This is a genomic window from Corynebacterium sp. A21 (assembly GCF_052266655.1).
Taxonomy (GTDB): Bacteria; Actinomycetota; Actinomycetes; order Mycobacteriales; family Mycobacteriaceae; genus Corynebacterium.
Genome location: NZ_JBQPQY010000002.1, coordinates 1 through 13,701, shown reverse-complemented (window position 1 = coordinate 13,701; position 13,701 = coordinate 1). Strand labels below are relative to the sequence as shown.

Sequence of the window (13,701 nt, the reverse complement as noted above, 5' to 3'; positions counted from 1 at the left end):
CTTAATCTTTTATGAGAAGGTAGGTGAAGATCACTGTTGTGATCGAAGGCGCGCTGCAGCTCAAGCTGTTACGGTCTATCGAAGAAACCGGGAGTAGATAAGGATGAGCAGAGTGGCGAACGAGGAACTTCCAGTGGAAAGCCTTCCTTTAGAAGGCGGGGGAGACGCTATTCTTATCCCCGCGACCTATGACATTGTGTGGTCGATTTTTCTGATTTTCCAGCTGCTGATTGCGGTCTGCGTGGCTGTTGCCGAGCGACGACGGGGTGCTTCCTGGGTGGAGACATTTCTCTGGGGCGCACTAGCCCTGCTTCTTCCGGTTGCCGGCCTGGTCATCTGGGCGCTCTACCGGATTGTGGGAAAGGCGCGACCTGAGGCTCAACCGAACTAAGCCGAGACACCTCAGATAAAAGTACTCAGCCAAAAATTGGAGCCACTCTCATCCCACCTACTTCGGAGTCCAGGGCCTACGAGATCCACTAATCGTAGGCCTGGTCATGGAAAGCCCTTGTGCTGTTAGCTGGGAGGTCTTGAAAACTCTGAGGTGTTCTCGGGTCAGCTGACCGGGGTGAGTATTCAGTGGTTCGAGGTTATTGGGCGCCGTTGATCTGGAGGTAGTGCTGGAGGAACGGCATCACCGGGTTCATGAGCTCAGCGCTGAGCTGAGCCGGGGGAGTCAGGGCATTGTTGCCCATCCCTCCGATGAGCATGACGATGAGGATATTGCGATAGGTAGAGCTGAGAGGCTCACGGCGCCTTCAACAATGGTGGAGAAGATTTCTGGTGGGATGAGGTGGAGATCCATTGGGAAAAGTCCTTTTCATGAGGCGGCAGTTAAAACCATGCCAGCGGTTTAATCCCCCGGGGATCGGGGGAGGTCAGGTGCAGCTGGGCGGCTCCGGAGATGGTCTATCTCTTCAGGCCTGGGGGCAGGGGAAGGATCCACCGGTGATCTGGCGGAAAAGCTCTACTGCTGGTTCTGAGCGCGCTCTTCCAGGATCGGAAGGAGCTGTTCGAGTGTCCCGAGGGAACTGCCCCAGAGATCGCCTCCCGAACCATCGACAACGGCGGTGACTAGGCCGAGCGCGCCGATGAGGAGACCGAACCCGGTGGCGTAGTTGCTGCTGAGTTGTATCCGATCCATGAGGTTCTTTTTGGAAAAATATGAAGGTTTTCACAGGTCTAACCGGAGGTTGCTCTTAAAGTGTTATCTCGGGGGTCTACAAGTGCTGAGGTCGCGGGATGTGGGGGGCTGACGATTGAATAGACGATTGGATAAAAGAATTCATTATGTCGGCGACTCCCCGCTTCCAATATGGCTTCTCTATCGATGGTGGTTTCACTGCTCTTTCAGCGCGAACCGTCCCTTGAAGAACCGTCCACCAAAGGAGAACATGTGCTGTTGAAAGGTCTCCGCTGTCGACTGTTCGCATTGCTGACGGGACTACTGCTTACTGTCATGGGATTGGTCGCGGTGGCTGCGCCCGTCCAGGCAGGAGAACGCAACCTGGTGATTTTTGGCGATTCCGATATCGCCGATGCCTCTTTCCTGGAGCACTTCCAGGTAAAATTGAGCGCTTCCCGGATAACGCCTTCCGCTGGCGGATGTGCGACCTCTGACCGCAGTTATGCCGCCCAGGCTGCACAGCAGCTGGATATCGAGGCCCAGGACTATTCCTGCGTCGGAGCCACGTCCTTCACCCCCTCGGCCGCGACTTTCGACGCTCAGGTTGACCGTGCTCTGGTTGAGGGCACCCTGAACCCGGCTACCGAGCGAGTCCTGGTGAGCATCAGTTTCAATGATATTTACCGCAACATGAATTTCTCCCCGGCTGAGATCCAGGCACGCTTTATCGATACCATGATCCCGCAGATCTCGAGGATTAAGGCTGCGGCACCGCATGCACGCATCCAGACCATCGGCTATGCCAGCATCGCTGACGGGGACTTCCTCTGTCTTGTGCATATCGGCGGTAATCTTCATGACCGCACCTATCTCCCGATAATCGGCTCCTGGGAGCAGCTCGTCCAAGATATGCAGCGCGACCTGGCGCAGCTCACCAGCACCGAGTTCATCGACCTCAAGGCCGCCACCGCCGATAATGACACCTGTGCCCCGGACAATCACCGTATGTGGGGCGGGCTCGTTGACGTTGCCGCTGGACCGGGCAAGCTGCCGATCCATCTCAATGCCCGCGGCCACGAGTACGTCGCAGGAGTTATCGCGGCCAGATAGGAGCGAGCACAATGCCGAACCTATGAAGGCTCAAGGCGGCCCCGGCCGAGCTCCCGATGATCGGCACCATGCTCACCCGCAGGTGCCTACCGGAGTCCCTCCCTGCCCTCGGGAACCAGCCCGGGCCCAGATGGGCGTCGATAACCGCTCCGGGCACCCAACCTGGGCGATAAGCTCAGTTCATGATCGTTGAACTTGAGGAGGTCCGTGCCTTCCTGGCGGAGATTGAGCCCTTTCTCCGGTTGCCGGAGGAGGAACTCGCACAGCTGCCGGCCAAGATGACCATGCGCTATGCGCGGCGGGGAGATACGCTGCTGCGCATCGGTGAGCCCAATGGCCAGCTCTTCATCATCCGATCCGGGGCGGTGGACCTGGTCGATGAGGACGGGGTGCTGCTGGACCGCCGTGATGCGGGGCGCTCCTTCGGCTATTCCACCCTGTCCGGGGAATCGAATTCGCGCTACACCATGATCGCAGTGGAGGACTGTCTGTTGCTCAACCTCCCGGAAGCTGACTTCCAGGAGCTCGCCCAGCGGCACCCCGATCTGGCACGCTACTTCTCCAGCCAGTCCCGCCGGATTCGGGCGGTGGCCGATGAACTTCGCCAGGACACCTCCGCCGAAGTGTTGCGGACCCGGCTCGGGGGTTTCAAGATCCCGGAACCGGTGATTGTCTCGGCGGACACGAGTATCCGGCAGGCCGCCATCAAGATGGAGGAGTTGCGGGTTTCCTCCCTGTTGATCGGCGCACCAGAGAACCTGGAGGGCATCATCACCGACCGGGACCTGCGCGGCCGGGTGGTGGCCGTGGGCCTGGACATAGATCTGCCGGTCGGGGAGATCATGACCATGAACCCACGCATCGGTACCTCCGACACCCTGGCCTTTGAAGCGATGCTGATCATGACGGAACTGCGGATCCACCATCTGCCGATCGTCGATGGCGGGCAGGTCACCGGAATCGTCACCTCCGCAGATATCATGCGCCTGATGCGTCAGGATCCGATCTACCTCACCGCAGATGTCGCCCGACGATCCTCACCCGAGGAACTTGCCGGTTCCTACACCCAGGCCTCTGAGATCGGGATGCGCTTCTTTGAACGCGGCGCCTCCGCAGAGGAGACGGCAGGGCTCATGACGATTGTCGCCGACGCGATCGCCCGCCGGCTGCTCACCCTGGCCGAGGAGAAGCTGGGGAAACCGCCGGTGCCCTATGCCTTCGCAGTGGTCGGGTCCCAGGGGCGGCATGAGATGGGCTTCGCCTCCGACCAGGACAATGTCCTGATCCTCGATGATTCCTATGAGGACGCCGCGCATGGGGCCTACTTCGCCGAGCTCAGTGAGTTCGTCTGCCGGGGGCTGGATCGCGCCGGGCAGGTGCTCTGCCCCGGCGACATGATGGCCATGAATCCGGAGTGGCGCAAGACCATCAGCGAGTGGGAGGATGCCTTCCATCTCTGGGTCACCGCCCCGGATCCGGATGCCCTGCTCTTTGCCCAGACCTTCTTCGATCTCCGTGCCATCCACGGTGAGCTTTCATTGGGGGAGCAGGTCCATTCCGCAGCGGTGGTGATGGCTTCCGGCGCCAGTCGGATGCAGGCGCACCTGGCTTCGCTGGCGGTGCGGCGAGAACCTCCGCTCGGCTTCTTCCGAGGGTTGGTGGTGGAACGCAGCGGCGAGTACACCAATACCCTCAACGTGAAGAAGGGTGGCACCGCCGGCATCGTGCAGATGGCGCGGCTCTTCTCCCTCAACGATGGCATTGTGGCGCTGGGCACCCGGGCCAGGCTGAGCTTGTCGGCCGGTGGCGGGGCAGTCTCGGAACGAGGGGCCAATGATCTGCTCGATGCCTTCGAGTTTCTTCGCTCCGTCACTTTCCGGCACCAGACGCAGCAGCTGCGCAATAAACAGCACCCCGACTACAATATTGACCCCAAGCAGCTGAGCAAGATGGACCGGGAGCATCTCCGGGATGCCTTCCAGATCATCAAAGGCATGCAGAATGCGCTGGCCACCCGCTACCCGGTCAGGAATATCTGATGGTGTTTTCTCGCTGGCGTGACCCGGCCAAGCGGGCAGAAGGAGCCCTGCGGACGTTCTATGAGGTGGCACCTCCGACCGCGGAGACCCTCTCGGCGGAGCTCAACCTGCTGGCGGTGGATGTGGAGACCACCGGACTCCATCCCCGCAAGGATCAGCTGGTGTCCATCGGGTGGGTTCCCGTCAACGCCGGAGTCATTGACCTCTCCGGGGCGGGTTATGTGATCTTGCGGGGAAATGAGGGGTTCAGTGTGGGGCCCTCGGCGGTGATCCACCAGCTCACCGATGATGAGATCGCGGCAGGAATTAGCCACAAGGACGCCCTGGAGCAGCTACTTGAGGCGCTGCAGGGTCGTGCGATGCTGGCGCACTTCGCCACCCTGGAGCAGGAATTCCTTTCCCATGCCTGTGAACGTCACTTCGGGGCCGGACTCAAAGTTCCCATCGTGGATACCTTCGCGCTGGAGCGCCGGCACATGGAACGCATGTCCACCTATCCCCGGGGCGAGGATCTCCGGCTCGCCCGGGTCCGGGAGCGCTATGGGCTGCCGCGTTATGGCAACCACAACGCGCTCGGTGATGCCCTGGCCTGCGCGGAGCTTTTTTTGGCACAACTGGCCCAGCTCCCGGAATCTTCGCTGGAGCGGCTGAAGCAGTTGGAGGGCTGATCCGCGGCTCACCACCCAGGAACAGCGCCTCACCGCCCGGAGACTGTTGCCGTCCCCGCCAGGATCGGCGTCGACCCGCGGCCCGCGCCAGTGTGTCCCTCGGGATGGTGGTGATGAGCGTCGTGGATCATGCGCTACGCATTAGTGTATTTGCGGCAGTTTCGTCGCCGAATTGCCTTAGTGTGACCATTGCCTCACCTGCTCCCCGGGGGCAGGGAAGCGCTGGTTAAGCCACTTGTAAATCTTGCAAATCCTGTGGTTTGCATGGCGAATGGCTGGCTATTTCCCGAGGGTGGTGCATGTGAAGTTTGTTGATGGTTGTACAATGAGCCTCATGCGTTTTGGACGAATTGCCACCCCTGATGGAATGTGTTTTTGCACGATCACCGGCGAAGGTGATGACCATGCCCAGTTGACCGCCAAGGAAATTGAAGGCACCCCCTTCACCGAGCCCACCTACACCGGCCGCGAGTGGCCGCTGAATGAGGTTCGCCTGCTGGCCCCGATGTTGCCGAGCAAGGTTGTCGCCATCGGCCGCAACTATGCCGATCACGTCGCCGAGGTCTTTCAGAAGTCCGCGGATTCCCTGCCGCCGACCCTCTTCCTCAAGCCGCCGACCTCTGTGGTGGGCCCCGGTGCCGCCATCAAGATCCCCAGCTTCGCCACCAAGGTGGAGTTCGAGGGTGAGCTGGCTGTCGTCATCGGCAAGCCCTGCAAGAATGTCAAGGCCGCAGACTGGAAGTCCGTGGTTCTCGGTTATACCATCATCAACGACGTCTCCTCCCGTGATCTGCAGTTCGCCGATGGCCAGTGGGCCCGCGCCAAGGGTATTGACACCTTCGGCCCGATCGGCCCCTGGATCGAGACCGACCTCGATGCCATTGACCTGGATAATCAGGTGATCCAGGCACGTCTGACCCATGAGGGCAAGACCGAGCTGCTGCAGGACTCAAACTCCAGCCAGATGATCATGAAGATGCCGGAGATCATCGAGTTCATCACCGCTTCGATGACGCTGCTCCCGGGCGATGTCATCGCCACCGGCTCCCCGGCCGGCACCAAGGCCATGGTTGACGGAGACTTCATCGAGATCGAGATCCCGGGCATCGGTAAGCTCGGAAACCCGGTCGCCAACGCCTGATATCCCAGGCTAATCTGGCCGCATGGCCAACCTCCCGCATCAGCACTCTGATCACCTCTCCGAACCGCCCGAGTACCACGCCCCGGCCGAAGCTGAAAGCTTCTACCGGGGGACGGAACCGCGCTGGTCAGGGGCACCGAATCAGGCGTTGGTGCGGGAATTTTCGTCTCTGGAACCCGGTCGGGTGCTCGATATCGGCTGTGGTGAGGGGGCGGATCTGCTCTGGCTCGCATTACGCGGCTGGGATGCCCTCGGCATTGACCATGCGCCCACCGCAGTGGCGCGCACCCGGGCGCTTATCGACGCCGCGAGCGCAGCGAACACCGGCCTGCGTGCCCGGGTTCGTGAGGCGAGTTTCCCCTCCCATGGTGAGTCAGGTTTCGATCTGCTGACCTGCTCTTATGGGCAGCTGTCGCGTACCACCGAGACGGTTGAAGCACTTCGCCGGGCGGTGAAAGTCGGGGGCACTTTGTTCCTTCTCCACCATGATTTCGGTCCTGGGGAGTCGGTCCGGCCCCAGGGGATCATCTTGCCGCACTGGCTCGCGGAACAGCTGGGGCCGGACTTCCGGGTGGAGAAACTGGCGAAGTCGGCCCGGGAGGTGAGCAGTGGGGCGGGAGCCCATCACCGCGATGATGTGGTGCTGGTGGCCACCCGCCTCGCCTGAGCAGCGTCAGAAAGGGTCCAGCTTAGAGTCCCAGCGAGCGCATGATGGTCCGCAGCTTCGCGGTGGTCTCATCGAATTCCTGCTGGGCATCGGAGTCGGCGACGATGCCGCCGCCGGCCCAGGCCCGGGCGGTAGTGCCGTCCCTGGATACTTCCGCGCAACGGATGGCCACCATGTATTCGCCATCGCCGGCGGAATCGCACCAGCCGACGGCACCGGCATAGAAACCGCGGTCAGATTCAGCCAGCCGGATGACATCCTCGGCGGCGTCGGTGGGCGTGCCACAGATCGCCGGGGTGGGATGGACCCGCAGTGCCAGTTCCAGGGCGCTGGTCGTCGGGTTCTGGAGAGTGCCGGTGATCGGGGTCGCCAGGTGCCACATCTCATTGGTCCGGGTCAGCTCGGGGTGTGCCGGGATATCCAGGCGAGAGCACAGCGGGGAGAGGTGTTCCCGCAGGTGATCAACCACGTAGGAGTGTTCCTCCAGATCCTTGGCGGAGGTGTGCAGCTGTTGGCCCACCACGGCATCCCGGTCACGGTCGGGGTGGCGGGCTGCGGAGCCCGCCAGGGGATAGGCGGTGACGGTGGAGCCCTGACGCTTGATCAGCACCTCGGGAGAGGAGCCGACAAGCATCCGTCCCTCAAATTCGCCGCCGGCGGGGCTGAGGTCGGCGATGAAGCCGTCCTTGTTCTGTGAGTTGTTGATCAGCCGGGCGGCGACGAGCAGGGGGTCCACCGGCGGATCGAAGCCGATTTCCACGGCGCGGGCCAAGACAACTTTTTGGAGGCGGGAATTGCGGATAGTACCGATGGCCGCGTTGACTCGGTCCAGGTGCTCATCCGGGGCCGGGTCCAAACTCAGCAGCCGGGCATGGAGTTTGCTGCCTGGCCCGAAGCGGTAATAGGAGTGTGGCTCGAGGGGGCCATCCTCCCGGATGATCTTTTCCGGCACAGTCAGCGCGGCCGGGTCCTCCCGGGCGAAGGGAAGGGCTCCGACGATCATCTCCAGACCACCGCGGTGCAGGGCATCCACTGCTTCCCAAGGGTTGGTGAAGGTCTCGCGGGCCCCCTGGGTACGTACCGATCCATGGGCCCGGGAGAGGAGGAAATCAGGCGCGGTCGGTGGTCGTTGTTCGTGCATGGTCAATCAGTTTAGCGGCCCTGGTTTGCCAAAACCTTATTGGTCGCCGAACATGCTCAGGTGGCTCATATTAAATTTATTTCCCTCATATCTGCCGGACTGCTGACACTGGGACTGGCGGCCGCTCCACCGGCCCAGGCGCAGTCGGTGCACCTGTCCTCGGGCTCCTCCAGTTCTTCGCTGCCGATCTCCTCTTCCGAGGAGATCGACTACCCCGGATTCCCGGAGATCTTCCCGGACATCACTGAGCGGCTGGAGGTTCCGGTGCCCGGATTCGGGAACCGTGACGTCCTGGTTTCACTGCCGGAGAACTATGACCCGACCCGCTCCTACCCGGTGTGGCTGGCCTATCCCGGCCGATTCATCAGCCCAGAGCACATGTCGACGGATACCGGACTGCAGATCGCCTCGGACGCCATCGTCGCCTATGCCCGCGGTGAGGGCGGGGCATTCGCCGGGGCACCCTATGCGGTGACCGAGATCGCGGAGGATATCGCTTACTCCCGGGCCATCATCGACCGGATCGAGCTCGACTACGCCATCGACCGCAGCCGGGTGTACGCCATCGGCCACTCCAACGGTGGCGGCTTCTCCCTCGCACTGGCCTGCTACGCCCCGGACCTGGTGGCCGGGGTCGCCAGTGTCTCCGGCATCTACTACAACCCGGGCACCCCGGTGTCCGGGGAGTGCCTCAATCAGGCCGTCCCGACGATGATCATCCACTCGCGAGATGACGGTCTATCGCTGATCGACGGTGCTACCGCGCATGGTGCTCCCTACGTCGGGGCCCGGCCGATGGCGCGGACCTGGGCCCAGATCAACGGCTGTGAGGGCAATCCGCTGCCCCGACCTGTCACCCCGGGGGTCACCGCCCATGTCAGTCAGGGCTGCGAGCGGGAGACCGAGTTCGTCCTCGCGGAGTCCAGGGATCATGGTTGGCCCAGCTACTCCGCCTTTGTGGCGTGGGAGTTTCTTTCCCGCCAGTCGCGCTGAGGCCGCCGGTTTCCGGGGCCTGACAAATAAGGTGCATCGCACTACGCTCACTGCGTGTGTACCGGCAACTGAATTTCGGGAAGGGTCTGTCCCTTCTTGGTTTTGCCATGTTCAGCAGCGTCCTCGTCTTGGTGGCAGTGCAACAGGGCGAGAGCGGTGAGAGCGGTGAGCCCCCGGAAAAGACCATACAGACACCGCCTACCGAGACCACTCCGCAACCCCCAGCGTCGCCCACCACCGCAGCTTCTGAGCCGGTCGGTTTGAGCGAGGAGGAGATCGCGCACTTCGTTCCCGCCTTGACCGCCGCGGCACCCGGCACCACGAACACCGTCACGTTGACGATGCCGGACGGGCGGGAACGGCGCTACCTCTACTCCATGCCCGCTGGACCAGATCCCCAGGAGCCGCTGCCGGTACTGCTGGCGATGGGCGGGTGGACCGATCCACCGGAGAACTTCCTCAATTATGCGGGCTTCAATTCCTCGGCGGCTGCCTCACAGGCGGTGGTGGTCTATCCCGCCGGAGTCGCCGACGCCTGGGCGGGAGCACCCTACGCCGAGACCACGGAGGAGGAGGACATCAGTTTCCTCCGCGCGGTGGTGGCCCAGCTGGCAACGGCGATGCCGGTGGACCGCGAGCGGATCTACGCTGTGGGGATGTCGAATGGCGGCGGGATGGCGCTGGAACTGGCCTGTCATGCCCCTGATCTGGTGGCCGGGGTAGCCGCGGTCTCCGGGGCCTTCTATGAGGGGATCTACGAGGGCTGTGCTGCCACCCCGATGGCCAGTCAGATCATCCACGGCACCGAGGATGAACTGCTGAACTACGGCGGCGGCATCCTCCATGACACGCGCTATCTCGGGGTCGAGGAGGTGATGCGGCAGCAGGCGGTGCGCAACGGTTGTGCAGCACAGCCGGCTGATTCGACGCCACTCGGAGACAATGCAGATCAACTGAAGTCACCTGATTGCGAGGCTCCCACCGAACATATCCGGGTCAACGGTGGCTTCCACGACTGGTACATAGATCCCGCCACCGCCGATGAGACCTGGGCGTTTCTTTCGGCACAGCGTGCCGTCGGGGAGTGAGCTCGGCTGGTCTACGATAGTGGGCATGTCTGAAGTTCGCGTACGTTTCTGTCCTTCGCCCACCGGCACCCCCCATGTGGGCCTGGTGCGCACCGCACTGTTCAACTGGGCCTACGCCCGGCACACCGGAGGCAAACTGGTCCTCCGCATTGAAGATACCGATGCAGCCCGTGACTCCGAGGAGTCCTTCCAGGCCATCGTCGAGGCGATGACGTGGCTGGGGATGGACTGGGATGAAGGTGTGCTCAAGGGGGGCCCGCATGAGCCTTACCGTCAGAGCCAGCGGATGGATCTCTACCAGGACATCCTGAAGCAGCTGATCGATGCCGGTGAGGTTTATCCGGCATACTCCACCGCTGAAGAGGTCGAGGAGCGCCACAAGGCCGCGGGCCGCGATCCGAAGCTGGGCTATGACAACTTCGACCGCGAGCTGTCCGAGGAGCAGGTCGCTGCCTTCGAAGCTGAGGGCCGCAAGCCGGTCTGGCGGCTGCGCATGCCGGCGAAGAACTGGTCCTGGACTGACCTGGTCCGCGGGGAGGTGGAGTTCAAGTCCGAGACCCAGCCGGACTTCGTCGTCGCCCGTTCCAACGGTGCGCCGCTCTATACCCTGGTCAACCCGGTCGATGATGCGCTGATGCGGATCACCCATGTCCTGCGCGGCGAGGACCTGCTGCCCTCGACCCCGCGTCAGCTGGCTCTCTACGAGGCGCTCCAGCGCATCGGTGTCACCGATTTCACCCCGCAGTTCGGCCACATGCCCTTCGTGATGGGCGAGGGCAATAAGAAGCTGTCCAAGCGTGATCCGCAGTCCGACCTCTTCAAGCATCGTGATGCCGGCATTATCCCGGAGGGCATGCTCAACTACCTGGCGCTGCTGGGTTGGTCGCTCTCGGCTGATCAGGACATCTTCAGCGTCGAGGATCTCATCGCGAACTTCGATATCGCCGATGTGCTGGGCAATCCGGCCCGCTTCGATGAGAAGAAGCTGCTGGCCATCAATGCCGACCAGATCCGGCTGCTGCCCGCCGAGGAATTTGAGAAGCGACTGCGCGCCTACCTGAGTGAGTTCACCGAGTTCCCGGTCGATTATCCGGCTGAGAAGTTCACCATTGCCGCCGACCTCGTCCAGACCCGCATCAAGACCCTGGGCGATGCCTGGGGCCTGCTGAAGTTCCTGGTCACCGCCGATGAGGACCTGGTCCTCGAGGAGAAGGCCGCCAAGAAGAACCTCAAGGAAGCTGCCGTTGCCCCGCTGGATGCCGGCATCGCGGCCCTGGAGGGAGTCTCCGCATGGACCACCCCGGACATCGAGGCTGCCCTGAACAAGGCACTGATTGAGGATCTGGAGCTCAAGCCGCGCGTCGCCTTCGGTGCCTTGCGCGTGGGGCTTTCCGGGGAGGCCGTGTCCCCGCCGTTGTTCGAGTCCATGGAGCTGCTGGGCCGTGAGTCCACGCTGACCCGGCTGCAGGCGGCCCGCGCCGCCACCCCGTACGTCGCTGCGGAGTAGTACAGGAAGTCCACAAGGCCGCCGGGAGAAGTCTCCCGGCGGCCGTTGAGTTCGCTTATCGACGCTGCGACTAATGCTCCCCGGCATCCTCCCCGGGCTCCCAGCGCAGCAGGTCCCCGGGCTGGCACTCAAGCACCTCGCAGAGCGCCGCCAGGGTGGTGAAGCGTACCGCCTTGGCCCGGCCGTTCTTGAGTACCGAGAGATTAGCCGGGGTGATTCCGATCCGCTCGGCGAGTTCCCCCACCCCCATCTTCCGCCTGGCCAGCATCACGTCGATGTCCACGATGATCGGCATCAGATCACCCCGTCCAACTCGGATTCAAGTTGACGGGCCTGCACATCGCGGTTGACCGCCTGCGCCAGCAGGGTGCGCTGGACGTAGACCAGCAGTGCCACCCCGAAGATGAGCATGGACAACACCAGGCTGACGAGGATCAGGCCGGGGGCATCGTCGAGCTCGGCGGGGATATAGGCCGCCGGCGGCACGAGTACCGCGGCGACCGCGATGGCGATCGCGATGGTGTCCACCCACCGGAAGGTCTCGCGGTTGAATATGCGGTTGTGGGCCACCAGATGCAGCAGTTTGAACAGACAGACGATCACCACCTGCACGCAACACAATCCGGCGAGGATGAGGATGACCAGGATGACCAGCGGGATGGGGGAGAGCTCGCCCTGGTCCTGGCCATCAGCGATCAGCTTGATGATCAGGAGTACCTGCACCGCCGTGATGATCAGGAAGCTGGTCCCGAAGATGATGCGCAGTGCCAGGAGCATAAAGGGGTTCATGGCAGACCTTTCAATTGTCGATACTTGATAGAAACATATCGAAAGTCGATAGGTTGCGCAATACTTGGGGATCAGTCTCTGGGGGCTTCTCCCAACGCTTGGGCGCCTGCCTCCCAGGCTCCGACGGCTGGTGAGTCGCCATCGGGGCCGGCGAAACGGCCGTCGATCTCGAGGATGGCCATCCCGTGGGCGAAGGCCCACAGGGCCTGGCCCCGGATCGGATCCTGGCCGGCGGCGAGGAAGAAAGGGGTCCCGGCCCATTCCTCCAGACCCTCGGGGAGTTGCTCGCGGGGAAAGCCGGTGCCGGTGAGAAGTCGGTAGAGATGTGGCTGCGACTTCGCCCTCCGCCGGTACTCCGCCAGAAGTTCCACGGCACCGCCGCCGCTTTCAAGTGACCGGTGCAGGGCACCGCCGAGCTCGATGAAGGCGGCGGTGGCCAGGTGGGCGGCGATGTCCTCCTTGTGGCGGACATGCTTGTACAGGGAGGGGGCCTTGATCCCCAGGGTGTCGGCAAGCATGCGGGTGCTCAGCTTTGGCCAGTCATGCACCTCCAGCAGATCTCGGGCGGTATCGATGATCTCGGCCAGGCGGCCGGTGGGTGCATCGAAGTGTGGTGCCTGCATCGGGGTTAGAGTTCCTCCGCCCGGTCGCGCAGTGCCTGATTGGCGTCTTCAAAAGAGGCGCCCAAATCCATGATCAACGGGGCGGTGGGGGCCAATATTCCGGTGAACTTCTCGGATTGGACCAGTCGGGTGCCGCCGGCCGGGGTTTCCGTCAGGGTGAAGGAATGCTCGCCGTCGAAAAGCCCGGGCACCAGGACCTGGCCCAACCAGCGCAGCTCAATGCCGGGCTCGGCGGTCAGAACGGTGGGGTTAAAGCGCATGGTGGAGCCGCCGGCAGTGATCTCGACGTCTAACTTCTCGCCGACCTCGGGAGTGCCGGAGATGGTGATGATGTGCGGATTCCAGACTGGATAACTCTCGAAATCGGTCAGCACCTCCCAGACCTGCTCGGGAGAGGCATTGATCTCAATCTCGCGGATGGTGGTGGCGGGGAAGAAGTGGCTGAATCCGAAGGAGGCTGCGGGCAGGAAAAGAAGAACTGCTCCGGCGCCGATGGCGATGTTGCGGGTTCGGTGGGTTTTCCGGACAGGGGGCTGACGGTGAAGCTGCATGTTCATCGGTTGCTCCTGGGAAGTTTGGGGAAACTGCCCACAGGCTAACACTGTTAGCCACTTTGTAAAAGGGGTGGCTTGATGTGAATCTGCGGAGGATCTCCGCGGGACACTGTTCTGGCAGGCCCACTTCTGAGTGTCTGACCTGCGGATTTGCCGCTGATCTACCGTTGCGGTTAAGGTAATGCTCGTTGAACAGCGCGGCGGGCAACCCGAAACGTTGATTTTCAATGGCCTATGGTGTAATTGGCAACACAG

Annotated in this window: 15 protein-coding genes; 9 read left to right on the top strand and 6 right to left on the bottom strand. The window is 62.5% G+C overall.

Going from position 1 to position 13,701, the window contains the following annotated elements:
* Positions 1–112 precede the first annotated feature (112 nt).
* Complete coding sequence (locus tag ACTU46_RS04230; RefSeq protein ID WP_443379521.1) at positions 113–391, top strand: PLDc N-terminal domain-containing protein; 279 nt, start codon at positions 113–115, stop codon at positions 389–391.
* A 576-nt stretch (positions 392–967) separates the two neighbouring features.
* Here ACTU46_RS04230 and ACTU46_RS04225 read toward each other — a convergent pair.
* Positions 968–1,144 carry a hypothetical protein gene (locus ACTU46_RS04225; protein ID WP_443379518.1) on the bottom strand — a complete coding sequence of 59 codons (177 nt, stop codon included), beginning with the start codon at positions 1,142–1,144 and terminating at the stop codon, positions 968–970.
* A 252-nt stretch (positions 1,145–1,396) separates the two neighbouring features.
* Between ACTU46_RS04225 and ACTU46_RS04220 the strand changes: the two genes are divergently transcribed.
* The 5 genes from ACTU46_RS04220 to ACTU46_RS04200 all read left to right on the top strand — a co-directional run bounded on the left by ACTU46_RS04220 (position 1,397) and on the right by ACTU46_RS04200 (position 6,751).
* On the top strand, positions 1,397–2,236 hold the full coding sequence (locus tag ACTU46_RS04220) for a GDSL-type esterase/lipase family protein (RefSeq protein ID WP_443379515.1): 840 nt from the start codon (positions 1,397–1,399) through the stop codon (positions 2,234–2,236).
* 182 nt (positions 2,237–2,418) lie between these two features.
* Positions 2,419–4,275, top strand: coding sequence for a DUF294 nucleotidyltransferase-like domain-containing protein (locus ACTU46_RS04215; RefSeq protein WP_443379512.1), 1,857 nt, complete (start codon positions 2,419–2,421; stop codon positions 4,273–4,275).
* Between the two features lie 2 nt (positions 4,276–4,277).
* Positions 4,278–4,943 carry an exonuclease domain-containing protein gene (locus ACTU46_RS04210; RefSeq protein WP_443380392.1) on the top strand — a complete coding sequence of 222 codons (666 nt, stop codon included), beginning with the start codon at positions 4,278–4,280 and terminating at the stop codon, positions 4,941–4,943.
* Positions 4,944–5,277: 334 nt separating this feature from the next.
* A complete protein-coding gene (locus ACTU46_RS04205; RefSeq protein WP_443379509.1) occupies positions 5,278–6,084 on the top strand; it encodes a fumarylacetoacetate hydrolase family protein in 807 nt (268 codons plus the stop codon).
* Positions 6,085–6,106: 22 nt separating this feature from the next.
* A complete protein-coding gene (locus ACTU46_RS04200) occupies positions 6,107–6,751 on the top strand; it encodes a class I SAM-dependent methyltransferase (RefSeq protein WP_443379506.1) in 645 nt (214 codons plus the stop codon).
* 22 nt (positions 6,752–6,773) lie between these two features.
* Here ACTU46_RS04200 and ACTU46_RS04195 read toward each other — a convergent pair whose 3' ends face one another.
* A complete protein-coding gene (locus tag ACTU46_RS04195) occupies positions 6,774–7,892 on the bottom strand; it encodes an isochorismate synthase (protein ID WP_443379503.1) in 1,119 nt (372 codons plus the stop codon).
* A gap of 60 nt (positions 7,893–7,952) precedes the next feature.
* Here ACTU46_RS04195 and ACTU46_RS04190 point away from each other — a divergent pair, with 60 nt between their 5' ends.
* From ACTU46_RS04190 to gltX, 3 genes are all read left to right on the top strand, one after another.
* Entirely contained in the window at positions 7,953–8,885 is a 933-nt protein-coding gene (locus tag ACTU46_RS04190) for an alpha/beta hydrolase family esterase (protein ID WP_443379500.1), read from the top strand.
* A 107-nt stretch (positions 8,886–8,992) separates the two neighbouring features.
* Complete coding sequence (locus tag ACTU46_RS04185) at positions 8,993–9,973, top strand: alpha/beta hydrolase family esterase (protein ID WP_443379497.1); 981 nt, start codon at positions 8,993–8,995, stop codon at positions 9,971–9,973.
* Positions 9,974–9,998: 25 nt separating this feature from the next.
* Positions 9,999–11,480 (top strand): glutamate--tRNA ligase, encoded by a 1,482-nt coding sequence (gene gltX, locus ACTU46_RS04180; protein ID WP_443379494.1) that lies wholly within the window; start codon positions 9,999–10,001, stop codon positions 11,478–11,480.
* Positions 11,481–11,550: 70 nt separating this feature from the next.
* On the opposite strand, the gene ACTU46_RS04175 is transcribed toward gltX, so the two are convergent.
* The 4 genes from ACTU46_RS04175 to ACTU46_RS04160 all read right to left on the bottom strand — a co-directional run bounded on the left by ACTU46_RS04175 (position 11,551) and on the right by ACTU46_RS04160 (position 13,449).
* The gene (locus ACTU46_RS04175) at positions 11,551–11,775 is read right to left on the bottom strand and encodes a helix-turn-helix domain-containing protein (protein ID WP_443379491.1); all 225 of its coding nucleotides are present in this window, start codon (positions 11,773–11,775) and stop codon (positions 11,551–11,553) included.
* Positions 11,775–12,269, bottom strand: a complete 495-nt coding sequence (locus ACTU46_RS04170) for a DUF2975 domain-containing protein (RefSeq protein WP_443379488.1) — start codon at positions 12,267–12,269, stop codon at positions 11,775–11,777. Before ACTU46_RS04170 ends, ACTU46_RS04175 begins: the two co-directional genes overlap by 1 nt.
* 71 nt (positions 12,270–12,340) lie before the next feature.
* Positions 12,341–12,892, bottom strand: a complete 552-nt coding sequence (locus ACTU46_RS04165; RefSeq protein ID WP_443379486.1) for a TetR/AcrR family transcriptional regulator — start codon at positions 12,890–12,892, stop codon at positions 12,341–12,343.
* A 5-nt stretch (positions 12,893–12,897) separates the two neighbouring features.
* Positions 12,898–13,449, bottom strand: coding sequence for an SRPBCC family protein (locus ACTU46_RS04160; RefSeq protein ID WP_443379483.1), 552 nt, complete (start codon positions 13,447–13,449; stop codon positions 12,898–12,900).
* Positions 13,450–13,701 lie beyond the last annotated feature (252 nt).